At 33.1% G+C, this 25,402-nt stretch carries 24 protein-coding genes and 1 other RNA gene; 11 read left to right on the top strand and 14 right to left on the bottom strand.

Annotation, left to right across the window (positions count from 1 at the left end; genetic code table 11):
• Positions 1 to 61 precede the first annotated feature (61 nt).
• The 7 genes from P7122_RS01400 to P7122_RS01370 are packed head-to-tail and all read left to right on the top strand — an operon-like array spanning position 62 to position 11,289.
• Complete coding sequence (locus P7122_RS01400) at positions 62 to 1,972, top strand: family 43 glycosylhydrolase (RefSeq protein ID WP_278003991.1); 1,911 nt, start codon at positions 62 to 64, stop codon at positions 1,970 to 1,972.
• Between the two features lie 29 nt (positions 1,973 to 2,001).
• Positions 2,002 to 4,602 (top strand): glycoside hydrolase family 2 TIM barrel-domain containing protein, encoded by a 2,601-nt coding sequence (locus P7122_RS01395; protein ID WP_278003990.1) that lies wholly within the window; start codon positions 2,002 to 2,004, stop codon positions 4,600 to 4,602.
• Positions 4,603 to 5,490 carry an alpha/beta hydrolase gene (locus tag P7122_RS01390; RefSeq protein WP_278003989.1) on the top strand — a complete coding sequence of 296 codons (888 nt, stop codon included), beginning with the start codon at positions 4,603 to 4,605 and terminating at the stop codon, positions 5,488 to 5,490. It abuts the gene before it with no gap.
• The gene (locus P7122_RS01385; RefSeq protein WP_278003988.1) at positions 5,490 to 7,214 is read left to right on the top strand and encodes a sulfatase family protein; all 1,725 of its coding nucleotides are present in this window, start codon (positions 5,490 to 5,492) and stop codon (positions 7,212 to 7,214) included. The genes P7122_RS01390 and P7122_RS01385 overlap by 1 nt, the downstream gene beginning before the upstream one ends.
• 1 nt (position 7,215) lies before the next feature.
• Positions 7,216 to 9,069: a family 43 glycosylhydrolase gene (locus P7122_RS01380; RefSeq protein WP_278003987.1), complete on the top strand. Its 1,854-nt coding sequence runs from the start codon at positions 7,216 to 7,218 to the stop codon at positions 9,067 to 9,069.
• A 2-nt stretch (positions 9,070 to 9,071) separates the two neighbouring features.
• Entirely contained in the window at positions 9,072 to 9,902 is an 831-nt protein-coding gene (locus tag P7122_RS01375) for an endonuclease/exonuclease/phosphatase family protein (RefSeq protein ID WP_278003986.1), read from the top strand.
• 10 nt (positions 9,903 to 9,912) lie between these two features.
• Positions 9,913 to 11,289 (top strand): sugar porter family MFS transporter, encoded by a 1,377-nt coding sequence (locus P7122_RS01370; RefSeq protein WP_278003985.1) that lies wholly within the window; start codon positions 9,913 to 9,915, stop codon positions 11,287 to 11,289.
• 76 nt (positions 11,290 to 11,365) lie between these two features.
• Here the strand turns inward: P7122_RS01370 and P7122_RS01365 are convergent, their stop codons facing one another.
• Together P7122_RS01365 and ssrA are read right to left on the bottom strand one after the other, a co-directional pair.
• The gene (locus P7122_RS01365; protein ID WP_278003984.1) at positions 11,366 to 12,163 is read right to left on the bottom strand and encodes a hypothetical protein; all 798 of its coding nucleotides are present in this window, start codon (positions 12,161 to 12,163) and stop codon (positions 11,366 to 11,368) included.
• Positions 12,164 to 12,386: 223 nt separating this feature from the next.
• Positions 12,387 to 12,784, bottom strand: a transfer-messenger RNA (tmRNA) gene (ssrA, locus tag P7122_RS01360).
• A 349-nt stretch (positions 12,785 to 13,133) separates the two neighbouring features.
• On the opposite strand from ssrA, the gene P7122_RS01355 reads away from it, so the two are divergent.
• Entirely contained in the window at positions 13,134 to 14,342 is a 1,209-nt protein-coding gene (locus tag P7122_RS01355; protein WP_278003983.1) for an NAD(P)-dependent oxidoreductase, read from the top strand.
• Here the strand turns inward: P7122_RS01355 and P7122_RS01350 are convergent.
• From P7122_RS01350 to P7122_RS01310, 9 genes are read right to left on the bottom strand one after another with little or no spacing between them, the layout of a single operon-like run.
• Positions 14,305 to 14,985 carry a DUF1361 domain-containing protein gene (locus P7122_RS01350; RefSeq protein WP_278003982.1) on the bottom strand — a complete coding sequence of 227 codons (681 nt, stop codon included), beginning with the start codon at positions 14,983 to 14,985 and terminating at the stop codon, positions 14,305 to 14,307. The two genes, P7122_RS01355 and P7122_RS01350, sit on opposite strands and share 38 nt — an antisense overlap.
• A complete protein-coding gene (locus P7122_RS01345; RefSeq protein WP_278003981.1) occupies positions 14,948 to 15,346 on the bottom strand; it encodes a ribosomal maturation YjgA family protein in 399 nt (132 codons plus the stop codon). The genes P7122_RS01350 and P7122_RS01345 overlap by 38 nt, the downstream gene beginning before the upstream one ends.
• A 3-nt stretch (positions 15,347 to 15,349) precedes the next feature.
• Positions 15,350 to 15,964, bottom strand: coding sequence for a SanA/YdcF family protein (locus P7122_RS01340; RefSeq protein ID WP_278003980.1), 615 nt, complete (start codon positions 15,962 to 15,964; stop codon positions 15,350 to 15,352).
• A 2-nt stretch (positions 15,965 to 15,966) separates the two neighbouring features.
• The gene (locus P7122_RS01335; RefSeq protein ID WP_278003979.1) at positions 15,967 to 16,479 is read right to left on the bottom strand and encodes a Coq4 family protein; all 513 of its coding nucleotides are present in this window, start codon (positions 16,477 to 16,479) and stop codon (positions 15,967 to 15,969) included.
• Positions 16,476 to 16,796, bottom strand: coding sequence for a hypothetical protein (locus tag P7122_RS01330; RefSeq protein WP_278003978.1), 321 nt, complete (start codon positions 16,794 to 16,796; stop codon positions 16,476 to 16,478). Before P7122_RS01330 ends, P7122_RS01335 begins: the two co-directional genes overlap by 4 nt.
• Before the next feature lies 1 nt (position 16,797).
• On the bottom strand, positions 16,798 to 18,183 hold the full coding sequence (locus P7122_RS01325) for a DUF4153 domain-containing protein (RefSeq protein ID WP_278003977.1): 1,386 nt from the start codon (positions 18,181 to 18,183) through the stop codon (positions 16,798 to 16,800).
• A 49-nt stretch (positions 18,184 to 18,232) separates the two neighbouring features.
• The gene (locus tag P7122_RS01320; RefSeq protein ID WP_278003976.1) at positions 18,233 to 18,991 is read right to left on the bottom strand and encodes an oxygenase MpaB family protein; all 759 of its coding nucleotides are present in this window, start codon (positions 18,989 to 18,991) and stop codon (positions 18,233 to 18,235) included.
• 6 nt (positions 18,992 to 18,997) lie between these two features.
• Positions 18,998 to 19,291, bottom strand: a complete 294-nt coding sequence (locus P7122_RS01315) for a winged helix-turn-helix domain-containing protein (RefSeq protein WP_278003975.1) — start codon at positions 19,289 to 19,291, stop codon at positions 18,998 to 19,000.
• Positions 19,292 to 19,338: 47 nt separating this feature from the next.
• Positions 19,339 to 19,947, bottom strand: coding sequence for a hypothetical protein (locus tag P7122_RS01310; protein WP_278003974.1), 609 nt, complete (start codon positions 19,945 to 19,947; stop codon positions 19,339 to 19,341).
• A gap of 111 nt (positions 19,948 to 20,058) precedes the next feature.
• Between P7122_RS01310 and P7122_RS01305 the strand changes: the two genes are divergently transcribed.
• On the top strand, positions 20,059 to 20,418 hold the full coding sequence (locus tag P7122_RS01305; RefSeq protein WP_278003973.1) for a hypothetical protein: 360 nt from the start codon (positions 20,059 to 20,061) through the stop codon (positions 20,416 to 20,418).
• Here P7122_RS01305 and P7122_RS01300 read toward each other — a convergent pair.
• Positions 20,415 to 21,371 (bottom strand): transglutaminase domain-containing protein, encoded by a 957-nt coding sequence (locus P7122_RS01300; RefSeq protein WP_278003972.1) that lies wholly within the window; start codon positions 21,369 to 21,371, stop codon positions 20,415 to 20,417. The two genes, P7122_RS01305 and P7122_RS01300, sit on opposite strands and share 4 nt — an antisense overlap.
• Before the next feature lie 31 nt (positions 21,372 to 21,402).
• Between P7122_RS01300 and P7122_RS01295 the strand changes: the two genes are divergently transcribed.
• Positions 21,403 to 21,792, top strand: coding sequence for a DUF1801 domain-containing protein (locus P7122_RS01295; protein ID WP_278003971.1), 390 nt, complete (start codon positions 21,403 to 21,405; stop codon positions 21,790 to 21,792).
• A 368-nt stretch (positions 21,793 to 22,160) separates the two neighbouring features.
• Here P7122_RS01295 and kdsA read toward each other — a convergent pair whose 3' ends face one another.
• Positions 22,161 to 22,973 (bottom strand): 3-deoxy-8-phosphooctulonate synthase, encoded by an 813-nt coding sequence (gene kdsA / locus P7122_RS01290; RefSeq protein WP_278003970.1) that lies wholly within the window; start codon positions 22,971 to 22,973, stop codon positions 22,161 to 22,163.
• 38 nt (positions 22,974 to 23,011) lie between these two features.
• The gene (locus P7122_RS01285; protein ID WP_278003969.1) at positions 23,012 to 23,371 is read right to left on the bottom strand and encodes a hypothetical protein; all 360 of its coding nucleotides are present in this window, start codon (positions 23,369 to 23,371) and stop codon (positions 23,012 to 23,014) included.
• A gap of 188 nt (positions 23,372 to 23,559) precedes the next feature.
• Between P7122_RS01285 and typA the strand changes: the two genes are divergently transcribed.
• Positions 23,560 to 25,359, top strand: a complete 1,800-nt coding sequence (gene typA, locus P7122_RS01280) for a translational GTPase TypA (protein WP_278003968.1) — start codon at positions 23,560 to 23,562, stop codon at positions 25,357 to 25,359.
• The last annotated feature ends 43 nt before the right edge of the window (positions 25,360 to 25,402 follow it).

The raw sequence follows: 25,402 nt of genomic DNA, 5'->3' as shown, positions 1-25,402 counted from the left end.
TTTTTGATGTTGAAGACTCATTCAATAAAAAAATAATTTTAAAAAGGCAAAATGATTCAAAATGAATAAAATAAAGTTCTTATTTGTTATCATAATCGTAACGGTTTCATTCAATGTAATGGCGCAGTCAAATGGTAAAACCGAGTGGTTCGATCCTGATAAGCCAGCAACAACGTATTGTAATCCTATAAATATTGGATACAATTATGTTACCGAAAACCATAATAATATTCCTGTATCGCGTCGTTCAAGCGCAGACCCTGTAATTATTACCTACAAAGGCGAATATTATTTGTTTGCTACCAATCAAGCAGGTTTTTTCTGGAGTAAAGATATGTCTGACTGGAATTTCGTTTACGGAAGTTTTCAGAGAAATCCAGAAGATGATGATCAGTGTGCACCTTCGGCTTGGGTGGTAAATGATACTTTGTTTTATGTTGGTTCAACTTGGAAAAAAGACCATCCTATTTGGAAAACCTCAAACCCAAAATCTGGAAGATGGACGAGACACGTCAATACAGCAATGTTACCAACTTGGGATCCTGCAATTTTTCAAGATGATGATGGAAAAGTATATATGTACTATGGCTCTAGTGGAAAATTACCACTCGTAGGTGTTGAAGTAGATTATGATACATGGTTACCAAAAGGAGATCAAGCTGATTATGAACAACTTTATCAAGCAACCGAAGTAGAGGATATTCAAAAACCTTATGGTGAAATCAAAAATGTTGTAGGTCTGGACCCTTCAGAGCATGGTTGGGAACGTTTTGGGCCAAATAATGATATGGAGCCTGCACCTTGGGGAAATTTTATTGAAGGAGCTTGGATGACTAAGCATAATGGTAAATACTATATGCAATATGGTGCACCAGGAACCGAATTTAAAGGCTATGCAAATGGTGTTCATGTAGGTGACCATCCATTGGGTCCGTTTGAGTACCAAAAGCACAATCCTATGTCGTATAAGCCAGGTGGTTTTGTGGTTGGTGCTGGTCATGGCAATACGTTTGCTGATAACTATGGTAATTATTGGAACACAGGAACCTGTAAGATTTCTGTAAAAGATCGTTTTGAACGTAGAATTGATATGTTTCCAGCGGGTTTTGATAAAGACGATATTATGTATTCTATCACTGCTTATGGCGATTTTCCTATTAAGCTTCCGACGGAAAGTAGAGACCATTCCAAAGGAGCATCTACTGGTTGGATGTTATTGTCTTATAAAAAGCCAGTGACAGTCTCTTCTTTTGAAAAATGTCAAGACATTGAAACCAACAGAATGGATCATGGTGGTAAAAAAGTATATGAAACAATTTGCTATGATGCTTCTAATTTAACAGATGAAAATATTCAAACTTATTGGTCAGCAACAACTGCTGAAAAAGGGGAATGGCTTCAAGTAGATTTGGGTAAAAAAATGCAAGTAAATGCATTGCAAATTAATTACGCAGACCACAAGGCCACTCAGTATAATAAGGCTATGGATATTTATTATCAGTACAAGATTTTCATGTCAGATGATGCTGAGAATTGGACTTTAGTGGTTGATAAATCTAAGAATGATAAAGATGTGCCGCATGATTATGTAGAACTAACAAAACCAATAAAAGCGCGTTACATCAAAATGGTTAATATTCATAATGCTTCAGGATTATTTGCGGTTTCAGACTTTAGGGTTTTTGGAAATGGATTATCAGAAAAACCTAAATCAGTTTCTGGTTTTAAAGTTGAAAGAAGTTCTTCAGATTCTAGAAATGCTATGATTTCGTGGAAAAAGAGAACAAATACAATAGGTTATAACATCTATTATGGAATTGCACCAGACAAACTATACAATAGTATTATGGTTTATGAAAATGATGTTTACGATTTCCGAGGTATGGACAAAAATACCGAGTATTATTTTACGATAGAGGCTTTTAACGAAAGTGGAGTTTCTGAGCGTACAAAAGTACTTAAGGTACAATAATATAAACTTTTAGATTAATAGTTCTAATTATGCTACACACAGAATATAAGATGTTTTCCCTAGCTTTTATAATGTGTGTGGCTTCCCTTTTTTTATGCAATTCGCAATCCAAAACTATTAATTCGGGTTGGCAGTATTCTGAAAATAAAACCCAATGGCAGACCGTCAACATTCCACATACTTGGAATGATAAAGATGCTTTTGATGATGACTCTGGTTACCGTCGTGGTTTAGGCTATTACAAGAAGCAAATCTATGTGTCTTCTCAAGATAAAGACCAGATTTTCTATCTGAAATTTAATGCTGTAAATCAGGAAGCGACTGTTTTTATTAACGGAAAAAAAGCAACCAATCACAAAGGTGGTTACACAGCGTTTAATGTTGAAATTACGTCGCTTTTAAACTTTGATGCTTATAATTTAATTGAAGTTGAAGTCGATAATTCTCACAACGACAACATTCCACCTCTTGATGCAGATTTTACATTCTATGGTGGTATTTATCGCGATGTGGAATTGATAAAAGTCACAAAACAGCATTTTAGTTTAAAGGATTTTGCGTCCGATGGTTTTTATGTCAATTATTACAACGTTTCCAACGACAAAGCTGGTGTAAAAGTTGATATATTGATAGATAATTTTGAAACCAAAACTGATGCACATTTATATCTTGAAATTTTTGATGCTGAAGGAAATCGTGTTAGAGAAGAACATCAAGGATTAACCTTAAAATCTAATAAAACTGAAACCGTTAAGGTCAAGTTTCCTGAAATTAAAAACCCAAAATTGTGGTCGCCAGCCAACCCATATTTATACAAATTACAACTAACCTTAAGTGATAAAAACGGAACCATTTTAGACCAAAAACAATCTAATTTAGGCTTTCGTTGGGTAACTGTAGATCCTGAAAAAGGCTTTTTTCTTAACGGAAAACCAATAAAATTAATTGGTGTTAATCGCCATCAAGATTATAAAGATTATGGTAATGCAGTGCCAATTGAACTGCAAAAACAAGATATTCATCTCATTAAAAATATGGGTGCAAATGTGATACGGTTTGCACATTATCCGCATTCTAGAGAATTATACAAACTTTGTGATGAACTTGGGATTTTGGTATGGACTGAAATACCGATAGTAAATAAAGTGACCGATTCTGAAACCTTTTTTGAGGTCTCAAATGCAATGCAAAACGAGCATATCAAACAATATTACAATTACCCAAGTGTAGTGATGTTTGGGTATATGAATGAAATTTTTCTGCGATTGGCATTTGATAAAAAATCATCGGATAAAGAAAAAGAAGCTCTAAAAACAACGACTTTAAAACTCGCCAACCAGCTAGAAGATTTAACTCGAAAATTAGCACCAGACCACATTACAGTTATGGCTGGTCATTTAAACGAGGTTTATAACAACACTGGTATCGCAGATTTACCAATGCTGTTTGGTTGGAATCTGTACTTCGGTTGGTACGATGCACAGATTGAAGATTTAGGTAAATTCTTAGATGAGCAACATCAACGTTATCCAAAGCGCTCGTTATTGTTGTCGGAATATGGTCCTGGTGCAGATGTCAGAATTTTTACTAAAACACCTAAAAAGTTCGATTTTTCAACCAATTATCAAGCAAAACTGCATCAATCGTATTACAAACAAATTACAGAAAGACCGTTTTTGACAGGAATGACAGCTTGGAATTTTGCCGATTTTGGTTCAGAATTTCGTGGAGATGCCATTCCGCACGTCAACCAAAAAGGACTTGTGCAATACGACCGAACACCAAAAGACATTTACTATTGGTACAAATCGGTTTTAGATAAAGAGGCACCATTTATTCATATCGCAACAGATTATTTAGAAGGAATGACTTTGATTGAAGAGGAACTATTTCCTATTCAAATATATTCTAATCAAAATGATGTTAATGTTAGTTTGAATGGTAAAAGTTTAGGCGATTTTAAAGTTGAAAACGGTGTTGTTTCTATTGATATGTCTTTCAAAAATGGTAATAATTCTATTAGAGTTTCAACTGAAAATTTTTCCGAAGAAAAAACAATAAAAGTCGATCGTATTGAAGCTTTTGATTTTAAAAACTTCAAACGTTTTGGCATTAATTTAGGTGCACATTTCAACTTTTATGATAAAGCACAAAACATAACATTTGTACCAGACCAAGCGTATAAAAAAGGATGGTTTGGATATAAAGATGGTTTAGCTTTTGGGATAACCAAAGATAAAAATCAAGGTTTGCCACATAACATTAAAAATACCGATGCCGAACCGTTATTTCAAACCTTGTTAGAAGGTTGTACTGAATATCAACTAGACGTTCCTGAAGGCAACTATAAGGTGAAATTATACTTCGTAGAACCACAAATTAAGCCAACTGAAAATATTTATAACCTCTCAGAAGAAACATCAGAAAGTAATAAAACACAGCGCATTTTTGATGTGTATATTAATGATATACTAATCCAAAAACAATTGAATTTAGCCCAAGCCTATCCAGAGAAATATGGTGTAACACTTCAGGCAAATATTCAAACAAAAAAAGGATTAACTTTAAAACTCAACGCTATTGAAGGGTTGCCTGTTATTAGCGGCATTTTAATTGAAAAACTAGACTAAATGAAATTAGTAATAAACGTATTTATATTCTTTTTTGTGTTAATACTTTCTGCACAAAATAAAGCAACTTACACCTATTCCATCAAAGGAAAAGACACATTAAAGCTAGATGTTTACACACCAGAAAACATCAAAAAAACAGATACGTTACCTGTGTTGCTTTGGATGCATGGTGGAGGATTTGCAGTTGGTCATAGAGATTATATAGACGATGAAAATTTAGTAAAATATGCAGCTAAAGAGCAGAATTACATTGGTATTTCCATTTCGTACCGTTTGCTAAGAAAAGGTACAAAAACAGGTTTTGGTTGCGATTGTAGTAAAGACGAAAAATTGGAAACTTTTAAGCAAGCTGCTATCGATTATATGGATGCTGCAAAATATGTGGTTGAACACGCTAACGAGCTTCAAATTGATACTACAAAAATCATTGCTGGTGGTAGTAGTGCTGGTGCTGAAGGCATCCTAAATGCGGTTTTTATGCGTGAATATTTTATAGATAATGCCGAAGCGTATAGCGATGTTAAATTCGCTGGTGCTTTTTCTTGCGCAGGTGCAATCGTTGATGCAAGTTATATGACGCCAGAAAATGCTGTGCCAACGGTGTTGTATCACGGTACAAAAGACCAATTAGTACCTTACGGAAATGCACCACACCATTATTGCGCACCAACAAAGGATGGTTATATAATGCTAGATGGTTCTAAAATTATTGCTGATAAATTAGAGGAATTTGAAACGTCTTTCTATTTCAATATTGTAAAGGAAGCACGTCACGAAATTTCCAGAATTCCTTATGAAGAATTAGATATTGTGTTCAACTTTTTTGAGCGTACAGTGATTAACGATGAAATCATTCAAACTAAAATTATAAAAACGAAAAAGTAATGCGATACATCTCTTTTATATTAATCTCATTATTAATGCTTCAGTCTTGCAAAGAAAACAAGTCAAAAGCTGTCAATGCAGATGTAAGTGAAAACTCAAAACGACCAAACATCATTTACATTATGGCAGACGACCACGCAGCGCAAGCTATCAGTGCGTATGGTCATCCTATTGGTCAACTGGCACCAACACCAAACATTGATAGATTGGCAAAAAACGGTGCAATTTTCAAAAATAACTTTTGTACTAATTCTATTTGCGGACCAAGTCGTGCTGTAGTGTTAACAGGAAAACATAGCCACGTTAATGGATTTAGAATGAATGGCGACCGTTTTGATGGTTCACAACAAACACTTCCAAAATTACTAAAAGAAGCAGGTTACAACACTGCAATAGTAGGTAAATGGCATTTACACGGTTATCCTGAAGGTTTTGACCACTGGAATATTTTAAACGATCAAGGTAACTATTACAATCCGCAGTTTATTAAGATTCAAGATACGGTTCACATCAACAAAAAACACATTGATACCACTGCGCATTGGACAACCAAGTTACCAGATACAACTGTGGTTAAGGGCTATGCGACCGACTTAATTACAGATTATGCGATTGATTACATAGATGAAAAGAAAAACAGCGAACAGCCTTTCTTTTTAATGGTGCATCACAAAGCGCCACATCGTAATTGGATGCCAGCGTTACGTCACGTTAATAAGTACGATTCGGTTCAATTTCCATTACCTGATACGTATTTTACAAAGCACGAAAATTCTACAGCTTCAAAAGAGCAATTGCAAACTATTTATCGTGATATGTACGAAGGTCACGACCTTAAAATGACCAAGGAAAAAGGTAGTCCAGAATTAGCTTGGAATCCTTGGAAAACCGATTTTGAACGTATGACACCAGAGCAACGTGCTGCTTGGGATAAAGCCTATCAACCAAAAAATGATGCCTTTCACGATGCTAATTTATCAGGTAAAGCATTAGCAGAATGGAAAGGACAACGTTATCTGCAAGAATATTTATCAACGATAGCTTCGGTAGACGAAGGTATCGGGAAGATTTTAGATTATTTAGATGCTAACGGTTTAACCGAAAATACCATTGTTGTGTACACGTCTGACCAAGGTTTTTATTTAGGCGAAAAAGGATGGTTTGATAAGCGATTTATGTATGAAGAATCCTTAAAAATGCCATTATTAATCCAATATCCTGAAAAAATTAAACCAGGAACTGTTGTTGAAGGTTTAACCCAAAATCTCGACTTTGCTGAAACCTTTTTAGATTTTACAAATGTTAACATTCCTAATGATATGCAAGGAAAATCCTTTGCAGGTTTATTAGATGGTACTGAAAACAATGAAGATTTTAGAGATGCGGTTTACTACCATTATTACGATTACCCAGCATTCCATATGGTTAAAAAAATGTATGGTGTTCGAACCAATCGTTATAAGTTAATTCACGTGTATGACGATATTGATGAGTGGGAATTATACGATTTACAAACCGACCCAAAAGAGTTAACTAATCTTATCGATGACGAAAATTACAACGAGATTGAAACCAAACTAAGAACCCGTTTAGCCGAATTACAACAACAATATAAGGTTACCGAAAAAGAATTTGAAAAAGCACCAAAGCAACGTGTAGATAATGCTTACAAGCAATTTGATAGATTAAGAGGTAACACAGGATCAAAATATCATCATCATTAAAATGAAACTTAAACATAGCATACAACTCGCATTCCTAATTATAGCAATGGTATCTTGTAAACAAAAACAAGAAAATACTATTGTTTCAGAAGATAATCAAACTGAAACAACAGCAATAGATACCACGCAAACCTACATCAATCCACTTGATATTGATTACACTTATATGGTTTACAATTCTGCCAGAAATCAATCTTACCGTTCTGGTGCAGATCCAGCTGTAATTGAGTTTAAAGGCGAATATTATATGTTTGTCACACGGTCTTTTGGGTATTGGCATTCCAAAGATTTAGTCAACTGGACATTTATAAAACCGCAACAGTGGTTTTTTGAAGGTAGCAACGCACCAACAGCTTTCAATTATAAAGATTCACTAGTTTATTTTGCTGGCGATCCTGCTGGTTACGGAAGTATTTTATATACCGACGATCCTAAAAAAGGGTTATGGACACCAACTGCATCTATTTCAAATAACATACAAGATTCAGAATTATTTATTGACGATGATGGCAAGTCGTATCTATATTGGGGAAGTTCTAACGTGCATCCAATTCGCGTAAAAATGCTGAATAAAGACGACCGTTTTCTAGAAATTGGTGTTAGAAAAGAGCTAATTAATTTAGATGAAGAAAAGCACGGTTGGGAACGTTTTGGCGAAAACAACTTTCATCCAACTTTAAAAGAAGGTTATATGGAAGGCGCTTCAATGACTAAACACAACGGAAAATACTATTTACAATACGCTGCACCAGGTACGCAATTTAATGTCTATGCAGATGGTGTGTATGTTGGCGATTCACCACTTGGACCTTTCACCTATATGAAAAACAATCCAATGAGTTTTAAACCTGGCGGATTTACCAATGGTGCAGGTCACGGTATTACAGTAAAGCAAACCAACGGTCAATACTGGCATTTTGCAACGATGGCGTTGGCATCTAACGCACAATGGGAACGTCGTTTATGTATGTTTCCTACCTATTTTGACGAGGATGGTTTAATGTACAGCAACACATCGTACGGCGATTATCCGCGTTATGGCGCTAATCATCCAACAAAAGCCGGACAACATAACGGTTGGATGCTATTATCGTATAAAGGCAATGTAACTGTGTCGTCTTCACTTCAACAAATCATGAAATTTACGTCTAATGATGACGAAGTTGAAGTCAAAGAAATCCCAACAGAAACGAATGCTGAAGGACAAATAAATTCAAAAGTATTAACCGACGAAAACCCAAAAACCTTTTGGGTTGCCGAAGCTAACGACGATAAACAATGGATTACAATTGAATTGTTAAATGAAGGAACCATACACGCCATTCAGTTAAATTATCACGATCATGACTCTGGAATTTACACACGTGTTGAAGGATTAAAACATCAATTTACTATTGAAACTTCAGAAGATGGAAAAAATTGGAAAACGGTTGTAGATAGAAGTAAAACAGATATTGACGCACCAAACGCTTACCTAGTTTTAGACGAACCTGTAAAAGCAAAATACGTTAGATATAATAACATCAAAGTACCAGGAAACAACTTTGCAATGTCAGAAGTTAGAGTCTTTGGATTAGGTTTAGGCGAAACACCAAGCAAAGTGTCAAATTTTAAAATTAATCGTGAAAAAGACCGTAGAGACATTTCATTCTCTTGGGATAAAGTTGAAGGCGCACAAGGGTATAACATCCGTTGGGGAATTGCACCAGACAAACTCTACCAATCTTGGCAAGTTTACGATACTAACACACATTTCATGCGTTGTTTGGATAGAGATATACCGTATTATTTTACTATTGAAGCATATAATGAAAACGGAATTTCTGAACAAACTGAAACTATTTATGTAGAATAAAGATGAAAAATTTTATAACACTTTTAGTTGTTTTAAACTCATTGTCGGTCTTATCTCAAGACCTGAAAATAATGAGCTACAACATAAAATTAGATTACCCTAAAGAAGGTAAAAACAGTTGGATAAACCGTAAGCCATTCATGGTGAATCAAATCAAGTTTTATGAGCCTGATGTTTTAGGTGTTCAAGAAGCTATGCCAAATCAGATGAAAGATTTAGATAGTTTGTTGACAGGTTACAGCTTTGTTGGTGTAGGACGTGATGACGGTAAAGACGAAGGTGAGTATTCTGCAATATTTTATAAAAAAAATGACTTAGAAGTTGTGAAATCTTCAACCTTTTGGTTGTCACAAACACCAGATAAAGTAAGTATGGGTTGGGATGCAGTTTGTAATCGTGTGTGTACGTATGCGTTGTTTCAACATAAAGAGACCAAAAAGAAATTTTGGGTATTCAACACACATTTTGACCACGTTGGAAAAGAAGCAAGAACAAAAAGTGCAGTTTTAATTTTAGATAAAATAAAAGGCTTAAATACTGAAAATCATCCAGTGTTTTTAACAGGTGATTTTAATATGGAGCCTAATCACGAAAGTATTGATTATATTACGCAAACTTTAAAAGATTCTAAGGAAGTTACAGAATTAGATTTTGGACCTGAAGGTACATTTAATGGGTTTCATTTTGACCAACCTGTAACGCGAAGAATCGATTATGTTTTCGTTTCAGAAGACGTTGAAGTCTATAAATATGCAGTGTTAAGCGATAGTTGGAATATGCAATATCCATCTGATCACCTACCTGTTTTAATAGAAGCTAAACTAACTAACTAATTATATAACAATGAATAAAAAGACTTTTTTACTGCTAATTACCGCAATTTCTGCCCTTGGTGGTTTGCTATTTGGTTACGATACAGGTGTAATTAATGGTGCTCAATTTTATTTGAGTAAATATTTTGAACTCGATGCTACACTTAAAGGTTGGGTTGTTGGTAGTGCCTTACTAGGGTGTTTTGTAGGTGCTATTGTAGCAGGACCAATGAGTATTAAATTTGGTAGAAAATGGTCATTAATTATTTCGGCTATTTTGTTCTCAGTGTCAGCTTGGGGTTCAGGATTACCAGAAATGCTTCCCGAAACTGTTACGATGCTTGTCGTATTCAGAATTATTGGAGGTTTAGGTATCGGAATTGCTTCAATGAATGCACCAATGTATATTGCCGAAATAGCACCAAGCAATATTAGAGGTAAAATGGTGACTTATTACCAACTTGCCATAGTCATCGGTTTTTTCGTGGTGTTTTTAGCAACTTATTTTATAGGAAATAGTTTAACAGAAGCTCAGAACTTACAATTTGGGTGGAGACGAATGTTTTGGTCAGAACTTGTACCTAGTTTACTGTTTTTAGTGTTATTGTTTTTTGTTCCAAAAAGCCCAAGATGGCTAGCAATAAAAGGTGAAGATAGCCAAGCATTAGATATATTAAGTAAAGTACATGGTGAAGGAGAAGCTCAAAAAGAATTAGTAGAAATTAAATCTTCATTAAAATCAGATGAGCCAAAGGTAAAAGTAAACTATTTCTCTAAAGCTATTTTAGCGATTATAGTTATTGGTACTGCTTTATCAGTGTTACAACAATTTACAGGTATTAACGCAGTATTATATTACGGAGCAGATATTTTTGAAAAAGCCTTAGGTTTTGGTAAAGAAGATGTATTGGCACAACAAATACTATTAGCGTTTGTAAATCTTATATTTACGTTTGTAGCCATGTACACCGTTGATAAATATGGTAGAAAACCATTATTATATGTTGGCTCTATTGGTATGATATTAGGGTTTTTATTACTTGGTGTTTCGCTACAACAAGATGCCGTTGGTTTAATATCTTTAATCGGTGTTTTAATTTTTATTGGCTCATTTGCCCTATCAATGGGGCCAGTGGTTTGGGTTATATTATCAGAAATGTTCCCTAATAAAATACGAAGTGTAGCAATGTCAGTAGCTGTTGCAGCACAATGGGCTGCAAATTATTTAGTATCGCAAACATTTCCAATGGTTATGGAAAGTGAAGCTAACAATAGCGCACCTTGGAATGGCTCAATGCCATATTTTATATTCATAGCTTTCATTTTAGTTATTATCTTTTTAACTTATAAATTTATTCCAGAAACAAAAGGAAAGTCTTTGGAAGAGATTGAGGCTTTTTGGGAGTAAGTTACTTTTTAGATTTGATTAAAACTAATATTGCGGCTAGATATCTTGAGATGTTTAGCCGTTTTTATATCAAATATTAATCGTATTTAATATGCTTATAGTAAGTGACTAAGCTATCCATTGTAATGCTTTTAGAAATTAATTCATTATCGTCATAGATATATCTAATTGTATAACTTTGCTTTTGTTTTTCTCTATCTGTCCAGCTAATTGTTGTGGTAGCAGAATCTAGTTTTTTAATAGAGTAGTGATATTTAGTTATTTCTTTAGAATTTAAAAGGATGTCATCTGTATTGCTAGATTTATAAAGAATTTCTTTTGATATCAAGGTGTTTGAACTATCGTAGTAATATTTTGTGAGTGATTTTTTTCCTTTTCCATAGTCATTGTTTTGATATTCAGAAGATTCAGTAATGTTCCCATTGTCATTAAACTTAAAAATACCTGCGGGAATGGTGAAATCTTCTTTAGGAATATCAAAAGTTGGTTTAATGTAATACTTGTATAAGACTAAACTGTCTTTATTGAATTCATAACGAAAACTAAACATAGCTTTAAAATCTGTAAAATATATTTTTTGAATTTCTAGATTCGATGAGTCATATTTGTATTCTTCGTTGATGCTATACATAAAAGACTTTCGCCATACTTTCTCTCTTTTACCAATTCTGTTATAATCTATTACCCCAATTGTATCATTCTTTTTATAAAGACCTGAATCAAATCCAGATATCAGAAAAGTCTTTTTAATATTATTTTTTAGTATACCATTTTGATTTAAATCCGAAAAGTTTAATTCATTAATTTTTAAACTTTCGTTATTATAACAACCAAGAAAGGTAAACAGTAATGTTATTAGAAAAACTTTTTTCATTAATATAAAAGTAATATAAAAAGCCCTACTTCACTTTTCGTTTCCTTAAAGCTTCAGAGAGCGTAGGTGGAATCGGAGAGATTAACTTCGTTGTTCTCTAATGACTTAAATGTAGCAAATACAACTGCTTGTCTTTATAAGTCAAGTGCCTTAAAACAAAAAAAATCCATTCAAATAAATTTGATGGATTTTTCTGTTTCAACTCACAAAGCAGTTGTGAGTGTCGTGGAGTCGGAGAGAATCGAACTCTCGTCCAAACAAGTAACCAAAGGGCTTTCTACACGTTTAGTCTTTTCTTATTTTTTCGATGCAAAGCTGGCTAAAGACAGCCTACTTTACACTTAGCTTTTTAATCTCAAAAGGGCATCAAAGCACTACCCAATCTTGGTCAATTTTTACGATGCCTCTAAAAAGAACGCCACTAACCAAGGCTTTCTGGAGACATTTAGCCTTCCTACCTTGTAGGAATGTAGCTTGAAATCTTACTATAATTCAGATTAAGCAGCTAAAGCGTAGTTATTCTCGCCGTTTAAAATTTGGTCTAGCCTTTTACGTGTTTCAAAACCATTACACGACGTGCTTACCATTTAATTAATCTCGCTGTCAAAACCAGTCGACCCCAAAAATTTTAAAGGTAAAGGAGCGCGAAGTTACAAAAAAAGTTGTGCAACCATACAAATCCATTTATTTTAGTGCAAAAATTATTCCATAGAGAAATCTAGTAATAATGTCATTTTTTGTTGTTTTTTATTTGCAAGGTGCTTTTTATGAACCAGGCAGAAACTATTAACATTCCAATCGTTTTTATCCAATTGTCAATTGAATTGTATTTTTTGGATAGGATTAATTCAAATAGTAAAATGAAAAATATTATCAAAAGGATACATGACATTATGAAATAAATAATGAGAACAAGATTTTTCTTCATGGTTTATTCAAATTAATTTATTCAAAAATATAAAACTTCATAATGAAATTCGCCATAATAAAAGAACGTAAAAATCCACCAGACAGACGAGTTGTATTCTCACCAGAAACCTTAGCAGAAGCCAGAGAAAAGTTTCCAGAAGCAGAGTTTGTTGTTGAGTCTTCAGATATACGTGTGTTCTCAGATGAGGCTTATGCTAAATTAGGATTTACAGTTACAAATGATGTGTCTGATGCAGATGTTATGATTGGTGTAAAGGAAGTTCCTGTTGAAAATTTAATTCCGAATAAAAAGTATTTCTATTTTTCGCATACCATTAAAAAGCAGCCGTACAACCGTAAGTTGCTAAAGGCAATGCTAGAGAGAAACATAGAAATGTACGACCACGAAACCATAGTAAAACAGAGTGGTGCTCGTTTAATTGGTTTTGGACGTTATGCAGGTTTGGTTGGCGCATACAATGGTTTTAGAGCGTTAGGACTTAGAGATGGTTTGTTCAATTTGCCTAAAGTTGAAACCCTTGCTGATTTGGAAGAAGTAAAAGCAGAATTAGATAAAATCACAATTCCTAATATAAAAATTTTACTTACCGGAACAGGAAAAGTAGCTTATGGTGCCAAAGAAATTTTAGATCACTTGGGTATAAAACAAGTTAGCGATGCTTTGTACTTAACGTCTGAGTTTACAGAACCAGTTTACGTCATGGCAGACGTAATGGAATACGCCAAACGTAAGGATGGTAAAGTAGGTGATAAGCACAAATTCTATAAAGACCCAACAGGTTACGAAAGTAATTTTATGCCTTACGCAAAGCAAACGGATTACTTTATAGCAGGTCATTTCTATGGTAATAATGCACCTTATTTGTTTACAAGAGAAGATGCTAAGCATCCAGATTTCAGAATCAATTTAGTAGCAGATGTATCTTGTGATATTGATGGTCCTGTGGCTTCAACCATTCGTCCGTCAACTATAACAGATCCATTTTATGGTTACAATCCACAAACAGAGCAAGAGGTTGCTTTTGATGACAAAGAAGCCATTACTGTTATGGCTGTAGATAACTTACCATGCGAATTACCAAAAGATGCCAGCGAAGGCTTTGGTGAAACATTTGTAGAACACGTTATACCGGCTTTTTTCAATAATGATGAAAGAGGCATTTTAAAACGTGCAAAAATCACAACTGCTGACGGTAAGTTGACAGAGCGTTTTAAATATCTTCAGGATTATGTGGATGGGAAAGCATAAGGTGCTTTACCATCCAATATCCAACAATCAAAAACCCACTAAATCCTAAAGTAAATAACCAAGCTTCAGAATTTTGAAATGGTGAAACCATAATTTCAAAAACATCGGAAATTAGCACTTGTGGATTGCTGATGATTTCCCAAGAATTGTATCTGAGAAATCGACCTAAGTAAACACCAAAACCACACAAAAAGATGATGAATGTTGTTGAGGTTTCAATAGGAATCTTTTTGAAATATAAGGCTGTCAACTTTTGCATATCTAGTAACGATAAATAGAAGATAAGTAACCCACTTAAAGCAAATGACAGTACGACCAAAACATCTAACCAAAGCCAAGTGTCATTGCCAATTCTAATATGAATTAAGTCTGTAACGATGTACGGAGCGTTTGGTAAAAACGCTAACCAAACTAAAAACAAAAACCCGAATTTCAGTTTGTTTAGGTTTTGTTTGGTGTTGAGGTACATGGTAATGGTATATGGTATAATGGCTAAGAAGACATTCCAAACCAGGAAAAGGTAAAAGAATGATTTATTCAGTTTTATTCTTACCATTAAAGCGATAATGCTAAAGGTTAGTGCAACTATGACTAGCGATAGCGTTTTAAACTTTGATTGTATGAGTGTTTTTATAGTTTCCATTGTAGTATTCTATGATTAAAACGGTAAAGATTCCTAAGATGTAAGCTACTAAGTCTCCGAACTGAAATGTGCTTCCAAATATGAGATTTGCAGCTGTACTGTTTTCTAAATTAAAGTAGGCTAAGAATGGAGTGAGTTGAAGCAACTCTATACCATAAGCAATAAAGAGGACGACCAAAGCAGAGGCCCTCACACTCATATTGGTGCATCCTCTAAATATTGCATACAGTAAAATAACCACGAGATAGTCGCCAAAGGTGTAGCGAATAAATCCGGTTTTTATAATAAAGGCTATGGCTAGCTCAATTAGTAACAGAAAATGAGCTATAGCTAGGTAGTATTTGTTGAATTGAAGTTTCATAGGTTATTGAATTGTAATTTTTTCTCCTAAATATTTAGGTTGTACATTAAAAACTAAATCGAGACTGGTTTTAGATCTTGCCAAAAATTCTCTAAAATGCGTATTGTAAGGATCTTTAGCATTAAAACCTACAGCATTAATACCAAACTCTTTAGCAATATATATAGCACGTTCATTATGGAATTTCTGTGAAATAACAGTGAAATTGGTTTGACTAAAAATTTCTTTGGCTCTTACAACAGAATCTAAGGTTCTAAAACCTGCGTAGTCCAAAATAATTCGATCACTAGGAACACCCTTAGAAATGAGATCTTTTTTAAAATCTGTAGGTTCGTCGTAATCCTTTCTGCTATTATCGCCACTTACCAAAATGTAATCTATTTTTCCTGCTTTGTAAAGCTTTACAGCAGCATCAATACGGTATTTGTAGAATAGATTAATATTTCCGCTTGTAGCATATTTTCCTGTACCTAATAACAAACCAACTTTGTTCTTAGGAACGTCGTTTACACTATCATAAACTTGATGCCTTGTTTTAAAACTTATCCAGTGATAAGTAGTAAAAACACCAAAACTAATGATGGTAATGATGAGAAGTGTTATTTTAAATAATTTCATGATTAATTAATTTTAAGTTGAAAACGTTGGGATTTAGAAAAAATAGTTTTCCTGAAATCTTCAATAGAAATATGTAGTAACTTCTTATACTCGAAATGATGAAAAGGATTTGCTTCTTTACCTGTTTTATAAGACTTGTAATAGTATGCGTAGTAGTCTGGTAGAATGGCAATACCAAGTATGATAGCTCCATATAGATAAAGACTGCGCTTCCCGTTTCCATAACATAAACATTGCAACGCAATTTCGTCTTCGACATTGGTACTGTAGCCGCACAATACATGATAACAATCGTGACGTTCTACTTTAGGGATTAATTCAAAATTATTTTTATCTAAAAACTCACCCAAATGTCTTCCAAAAGATGGTTTAGGCATTTTCAGCAAATCGAGTTTTGAGATATTCCATGATTCGTGATGTTTAAATATTCTTGTATATATGCGTTGAGAATGTTCAAACAACCAAATGATGAGTTGCTTTCTAAGATGCTTTACTGTTTTAAAAAGGTTGTTCATGGTAGATGGGTTTGATTTGGTTCAACGGCAAGTTTTTTGTTTTTAGAAGGTTTAATCTTTCTTCTCCAAAGAAATAATGCTAAAAAATAGACAGTAGAGAAGTAGTAAATAACAATGAGTGAATTGTTAAAAGTGATAATAAACGCCATACAAATCATTGTTAGAGCAATGATGTAATAAGGGAAACAGAGTTTAAAAATGTATTTGGTTTCAGTTGATGTATTGAACGACCAAAACACACAAGCAATACTGATTCTTATAATGGTATAAGTTGCCAACAAAATAAATGATATACCAAGAATCACTAATACTATCATACTACTTAAGTTTTAGTTTAAAATTATTGTACTGTAATTCTTGCCAACTATTTGTATAAAGTTCAATACAATAGTTTTCATATTTTATTTGAATTCTTTTTTGTATATCAGTGTTTAGTGTTTTTGATTCTGAATTTTTTTTCAGTAAAAAAGTATTGTTATCAGATAAGTCAATCAGATAATTAATATCCATAGATTTGGCGTAATTAAAATTATAGTTGGTAATATGGTAATCCCAATTAACCATTGCTGCGATAACCAATACAACAAATGCAGCCTTAGTGTTTGATCGAAACAAATACCAAATGTTTTTTGTTTTATCGATTTTTATAAGTGTAGTAATAAGTCCTGTCAAGGTTAGAATAAGGTAGACTAAAACACCAATACGTTTGTAGGTTAATCCAAAATAATAGATATATTGACTGTTTTTTACAGCAATACTTAGCACTAATATTGCATTAAGAATAATCCATGTAAATGCTAAATATTTTACGGTTTTATTCTCTTTGTAAAAATTAAGATTACCTCTAAAGACATAAAGGAGAATAATTATTGCTATAACAATAGATGCAATTAAAGCGTTAATACCACTATGCACCTGATTAGAGAAAACCGAACCACGAACTTCTTCGTTTGTTATAATAAAAGTGATATCGGTTATTAAAAAAATAACAATGAGCACGTTGAGTAGGGCAATTAGTATAATTCCTAGCTGGTTTTCTTGTTTTAATACTGGAATAGAAAAATCTTTTGTTTTGAATAAAAGGTTACCAGTTTTTAAGTCCTGTGATGTGGCTGGCTCTACTTCAATTGGTTTATGAATATTTGCAAATAAATAGTAACCAAGACCTGCAAATAGTAACCATTGAATATTGATAAAACTAAAATCAATTTTTTCAATAAGCTCATTAAAAATTGGATTTCCGTTTTGATATAGCCCAATAAATACGATGACAATTGCAGCAGGAATAATAACAATTTTTACTATGTGGAGGTAATCAATTTCTTTTTTTGATTCTACAGTTTGCGTAGCCTCATTAACAGTATAATTTCTATGAAAGAATCCTGCAATGGTTGTGTATAAACCATTAAGCCAATTAACATAAATAGAGGCTTTGTGTTCTGATAATAGTCCAATGAGCGTAAAAAAGGACACAATATTGGCAATTATCGCAAGTGTTGAGTCATGAAAAAAGACAGCAATTCCTGTAGCTAAATACATGGCTGAATAGATTAAAGTCCTTTTAATTTTGAAATTTTCTTTATTGTTAATGATAAGAATGACAAGTGTTAAAATGCTAAATAAAGAAAGGTTTAAGCCAATGCTTTTGCCGTAGAAAAGCGTACTGAATATAAGAGCAGCGATAAATAATATTATTTTTTTCATTTTATAGATTATAAAGTACTTTGTTTTTCAAAGTAAAAGATTAAAAAAATTATGTGATGTTCATTTGTTTTATGTCTTGTTTGTAAGCAGAAGGCAAAAGCACTTCTTTTATCATCCAATCTAGCTTTATGCTTCTAAAGAATTTATAAACTGAAATCATTGGTGCTAAGAGTGAAGTTTTTCTTAGGTTAAGCATTTGTATCGCAGAATCTGGTAGTAGCAAAATTTGAGATTCTAATAGCAAATGATATCTAATAAAGCCTAGATGTTTTTTGTATTGTTTGTAAAGGTCTTTGGTTAAAGTGCTGTTATCTAAATTTTGGTTTAAATGTACTTTTCTAGCCATCTGAAAGTCTGAGTAGGTTAGTGGAAGGTCGTTTATTTTCATTCTGCTGCCAACTCGATTAAACACATTCAAAACTTCCTGTTTCTCATGGTTTGTTAGAGGTCTTTGTAACAACTCATAAGAACGAATAGAGTAATCTATAAGCATAAAGAGTACATCTTTGTATGCCCATTCTGGTATTTTTTTACCTCGACTATTTTCTACTGAACCATGAATATTATTAATGGTGTCAATAGCTTTTAGAGCAGTTTCATTTTTAGAAAATACTATGGCTTTGGCATAGTTAACTGTAGAAAACAATCTGCCTAATGGATCTTTTGGTAGTTTGCCTGTATAATAGAGCCAATCTACAGTTTTGTTAAGCGCAAATTCGGCAGATGCACCAGCAAAAACCATTAAAATGGTATCGCTTTTGCCCCAAATTTCTCTAACAATCGAATCTTTATCTACAAAATACTCCATTACTGCTTAAGTCTTACTAATCAATTTTTCTAGTGCTTCAATGTGTTTTTTAAATTCTGCTTTTCCAAGTTTTGTAGCACTATATCTGGTGTTTGGTTTGCGACCAATAAATTGTTTTTCAACCAAAATATATTCTGCATTTTCCAGAGCCTTGGTGTGGCTTGCCAGATTGCCATCTGTAGCTCCAAGCAGCTCTTTTAATGCTTTAAAATCTGCATACTCGTTCACCATAAGAACAGACATGATACCAAGTCGTATTCTATGATCAAAAAGTTTATTTATGTTGTTAATTATACTCAATTTTCAGTATTCAGAATTACATGTAGTTTTTTGTCTTTGCAACTTTCTTAACTATCGTACTTAAAATGCATCCATGTGCCATAAATAATGTGCATAATACCAAAACCTATAACCCAAAGCCAAAAGCCATAACCAGGATAATAACTTGCTATTAACCCAAGAAAAATTTGAATATACCCTAAATATCTAATATCTCCCAAACTGTATTTTGAAGCACTTACTAAGGCCAAACCATAAAAGATAAGCATTAAACCACCTGTTTGTCCATAACGCCCTTGGTCTAAAATAATGAAGCAATATAGGCCACCAACAAATAAAGGAATGAGAAAATTGAGCAATAGACGCTGAGAGGAACTATCCCATATTTTTTCGTCATTCTTTTTAGCTTTTCTTATAGTAAGAATTATACCTGTTAAAGCGCTTAGTACAGCAACCATCATTAGTACAGCCATGCAGGTCCAAAATACCCAACCATGAAATATAAATAATTTACCATAGCTATAGGTGTTTACAAGCCAGAATGCTACACTTGCACCAATTAAAGCATATATGCCTGCTAAGATGCCAGATAATCCACTTAATGAAATAAAACGCGAAGATTTGTTCATTAAATGTTTAATCTCGCTAATGTCTTTTAGATAGTCTTCGTTGCTCATAGTTTAAAGTACTTTGAAATACAAAGTAAATAAAATAATTTCTTTTTACAAAACAACTCTAGAAGATATTAACTAAATTTATGTTCTAAGAATTAACTTATAACTATAATTATGGATTTAATCGAATTACTTTTAGCTATTGCAAATATCTCAGGTGGTATATTATTAGGTCTTGCAACACTAGATAAGTGGGATGGTGAGAGCAACTTTTTTAATAAAATTGCAGGTTTTTTAGCTCCGTTTCAGACCGCAATAGGACTTGGTTTAATAATATTAGCTATCCTTGAGTTTTGGGATGGTCTTTTATTTAATATAGCAAGTATATTAGGAGGTATATTATTACTTACACATGCTTTTGGCAAAGTGCCATCTTTAGAGGCAAGTCTTAGAAAACTATCGGCTAAATTAATGCCCTTTAAAGCTATAATTGGTATAGGTCTAATAGTTATTGGTATTATGCAGGTGTTTTAGATTATCTTAAAAGCTAAACAAGCTTTCCCATTTTTAAATATTATGAGTTCATCTTTAAATCCTTTAATAAAAGGCATTACAAGATGATATTTTCCATTTATTTTCTGAAAGCTAATTGGTTTTGAATAGTTGGAGAATTTTTTAAACCAATATGTATATACTCCTGTTTCATCTATGTTGTCAAAAGTGATTCTTATTTTATCTTTTGATATTAGAGTTCCGTTCATTTTGGTAAGCTTTAACTTTGAATTGAAATAGCTTTTATAAAATAATGGTGCTCTAAAAAAAACATTCTTTGTTACGGTTTTTTCAAGTAATTGCCATTTTATTTCCTTTGGGTAATGATTTAAAATGAAATGTTCTGGTTTGGCAAAAAAATATTCATCAGAAAATTTAAACTCACCTGGTTTACTTTCTTTATTTCCGGTAGACCATGTAGCATCAATTAAGTGCCATTTTCCATCTATATTAACAGCGTTCCAAGCATGATTTGAATCAAAAACGACTTTTCCTATATCTTTCATAGTTGTTTTTCCATGGCCAGAAATAACATTACATTCTACATTTAGATTGGTTAATGTGAATTTTAATAATAAAGAATATCCTTCACAAACGGCTTTTTTATCGTTCAGACACTTTGTTGCATATTTATACTGAAAGTCTTCTAACTGTTTGTCATAGTCTATACCTAATTTATAATCTAAATCTTTATAGTGGTTTATGTTATTATTTAAGCTGTAATAATCGTAGCTAATATTGTTTGCAATCCAAAAATAAGCAGCACGTGTTTTTTCTATATCAGTTGAAAAGTCAGACTCAATTCTTTCAGCAAAACTGTCAATAGATTTAAATTTTTTTGGATAATTTTTTACAATAGAATCCACCTTTTTATAACCTGAAGAAAAGCTAAACTGAAAGGTAAATAGTAGAAAGAATAGTAATAGTGTTCTCATATTACTAAATTAGTCAAAAATTATTCCAATTTTGAATCCAGCTGAAGCCTATATTTTAAAACAAGAAGAACCCTACAAAACTATTTTGTTGCAGCTTCAGTCCATAATAGAGGCAGTGTTACCAAATGCAGAATTGTTATACAAATGGCGAATACCATTTTATTATAATGAAGGTATTCCTATATGTTTTCTAAATAAATCTAAAGATTATGTAGATCTGGCCTTTTGGCATTTCGAAAAATTAGAAAAGCATAACCAACATTTTGTAGATGCTAACAGAAAATCTATTAGATCTCTTAGATTTAAGTCTGTTGAAGATATAAATGATGAGGTTGTTGTCTACGTGTTGCAAAAGCAATTAGAGATTAATACTAACCCGTTTAAACTTATTTTGGGTAAAAAGAAAAAGGGTAAGCATTGATTTTTTCAATGTAAACTAATTGTTAATTTTTTGTTAATTTAAAATTAATAGCTAAATTGCATTAACTCTACTAATCCCTTAATGAGTAATGAAAGTTATTTGGCACTCCGATGCTCAGGTATCTAATTCAGACTTTTCTCATAAACTAGAAATAGAATATGATTTTAGGAAAAGGATGACCAGGTTCTTGATGCAAAATCCTAGTTTTGATTGTTGCGAATATTACGAATGTTTTGTTTTTGATTATTTTGTGCAAGAAGAAAAAATTCTTGTATCACAAAAAACACCAGAACCGTATTATTCTAAGTTAAATAGTACGTGGCATCTTTTTGATCAGGATTTTCTAAAGAAAATATCTTGAGAATTTTTTAAAAAGACTGTATTGTTTTTCTAATCTTAACCAGGCGTTCTAGCATACCTTCTAACTGATCTAAATGTAGCATGTTAGCACCATCACTTTTAGCGTTAGCAGGATCAAAATGCGTTTCAATAAACAAACCATCTACATTATTAACTACACCAGCTCTGGCGATAGTTTCAATCATATCTGGTCGTCCGCCAGTGACACCAATAGTTTGGTTAGGTTGCTGTAAAGAATGCGTAACATCTAATACAGTAGGTGCATATTGGCGCATAGTTGGTATGCCTCTAAAATCTACAATCATGTCTTGGTAACCAAACATAGTACCTCTATCTGTAATCCAAGCTTTGTCACTACCAGAGTCCTTCACTTTTTGTACAGCATGTTTCATGGATTCTGGACTCATAAACTGTCCTTTTTTCAAATTAACAACTTTACCAGTTTTTGCAGCTGCGACTACTAAATCCGTTTGTCTTACTAAAAAAGCAGGTATTTGCAATACATCAACATACTCAGCAGCTTTATCTGCATCAGATACTTCGTGTATATCCGTTACTGTTGGTATGTCAAAAGTTTCAGAAACTTTCTTAAGAATTTTTAGAGCCTTTTCATCTCCAATTCCTGTAAAACTATCAATTCTGCTTCGGTTGGCTTTTTTAAAACTACCTTTAAAAACGTAAGGAATTTGTAGCTTATCTGTAATAGAAACTACTTTTTCTGCAATACGTAGTGCCATGTCTTCTCCTTCAATAGCGCAAGGGCCACAAAGCAAAAAGAAATTGTTAGAATCTGTGTGTTTTAATTTAGGAACTGTTATCAAAGCTTAAGACTTAATTGTTAAGGCACAAAGATAACATTTTAAAACACCTTTTTTATACTATTTCGTATAATCCAAAGCGACATTATAAAATTTCCTGCAACAAGTCCACCACCATAAAATAACAAACGCTTAGAAGACTCAGACCAATTCATAATATCTAATAAGTTAAATATATAAGCCACAACTAAGTAGGAGGATAGGCAAACAAAAATAATACCTAACGAAAAGTTTAATTCTCTGTTTGGTTTTATTAATTGCCATAAAAATGGAATGCCAAATAATAATATTGGATATGCAGAAATACCTTCGCTCTTATTAATAATGGTAAACCAATAGGCAACAATACTAATAAAATAGAGGTAAGGAATAAATTTGGTGTACTTGCTAATTGCATTCATCTGTTTTTAAATTTTAGGGTTCAGACGTAAATAGCCGAATTAGCGGATTGAAGGGAGGCTTTTACTATTAATCAATTTTAGAACGACAAGATACAAATTCAAATTGTTTCATATTTAAAATATAACATATTATTAACGAATTGATAAGAATATGATGTACCTTTGCGCGCTTAAAATCAGCATCAGTTATGACTAAGATTAAAAACATTGCAATTATTGCGCACGTAGACCACGGAAAAACGACCTTGGTTGATAAGATTATGTACCATTGTCAGTTGTTTCGTGAAAACGAAAATACTGGAGATTTAATTCTAGATAACAACGATTTAGAACGTGAAAGAGGTATTACAATTACATCTAAAAACGTTTCTGTGGTATACAAGGACACTAAAATCAATATTATTGATACACCTGGTCACGCCGATTTTGGAGGTGAAGTAGAGCGTGTATTAAATATGGCTGATGGTGTATTATTATTAGTAGATGCTTTTGAAGGCCCAATGCCTCAAACGCGCTTTGTATTACAAAAAGCTATTGATCTAGGATTAAAACCATGTGTTGTTGTAAACAAAGTAGATAAAGAAAACTGTACACCAGAAGAAGTACACGAAAAAGTGTTTGATCTTATGTTTGAACTTGGTGCAGAAGAGTGGCAGTTAGATTTCCCTACAGTATATGGTTCTGCTAAGAACAACTGGATGAGCGAAGACTGGCAAAAGCCATCAGAAAATATTGAGCCTTTATTAGATATGGTGATTGAGCATATTCCTGAGCCAAAAATTGAAGAAGGTACTACGCAAATGTTAATTACGTCTTTAGACTTCTCAAGCTTTACTGGTCGTATTGCAATTGGGCGTTTAACACGTGGTGAGCTAAAGGTTAACCAACAAATTACTTTAGTAAAACGTGACGGTTCTATGGTTAAAAGTAGAATTAAGGAATTACATGTTTTTGAAGGTCTTGGACGTATTAAGGTAGAAGAAGTACAAACGGGTGATATTTGTGCAATTGTTGGTTTAGATGGTTTTGAAATTGGTGATACTGTAGCCGATTTTGAAAACCCTGAAGGATTAAAAACAATCGCTATCGATGAGCCAACAATGAGTATGTTATTTACCATTAACGATTCTCCTTTCTTTGGTAAAGACGGTAAGTTTGTAACATCGCGTCATATTAAAGATCGTTTGACCAAAGAGCTTGAGAAAAACTTAGCGCTTAGAGTAGAAGAAACTAATAGTGCAGATAAATTTATGGTATTTGGCCGTGGTGTATTACACTTATCTGTTTTAATAGAAACGATGCGTCGTGAAGGTTACGAGCTACAAATTGGTCAGCCACAAGTAATCATTAAAGAAATTGATGGAGTAAAATGCGAGCCTTTTGAAGAAATGACAATTGATTTGCCAGAAAACGTATCTGGTAAAGCCATTGAAATGGTAACAATGCGTAAAGGTGAAATGCTAAGCATGGAAGCTAAAGGTGAGCGTATGGTGTGTGAGTTTATAGTACCTTCTCGTGGTATTATAGGTTTACGTAATCAATTGCTAACAGCAACGGCTGGTGAGGCTATTATGGCACACCGTTTTAAAGAATATCAACCATTAAAAGGTGGTATTCCAGAGCGTCAAAACGGTTCTTTAGTATCTATGGAAAATGGTACTGCAATTCCGTATTCTATTGACAAGTTACAAGAAAGAGGAAAATTCTTTATCGATCCAGGTGAGGATATTTACGAAGGACAAGTTATTGGAGAAAACTCTCGTCAAGATGATATGACGGTTAATGTTACTAAGACCAAAAAGTTAAGTAACGTACGATCTGCAGGAGCAGATGATAAAGCTAAGATTGTACCAGCAATTAAGTTTTCGTTAGAAGAAGCTTTAGAATATATTCAAAAAGACGAATATGTAGAGGTAACACCAAACCACCTTAGAATTCGTAAGATTTTACTAAAAGAAGTAGATCGAAAAAGAAATAAGAATATTTAATCTACGGATTAAAACAATAAAGAGAAATGCATCATGTATTTCT

The sequence above is a fragment of the Winogradskyella marincola genome, assembly GCF_029624125.1.
Lineage (GTDB): Bacteria > Bacteroidota > Bacteroidia > Flavobacteriales > Flavobacteriaceae > Winogradskyella > Winogradskyella marincola.
The sequence above is the reverse complement of the archived record's forward strand: the minus strand, read 5'-3'. Positions and strand labels throughout refer to the sequence as shown.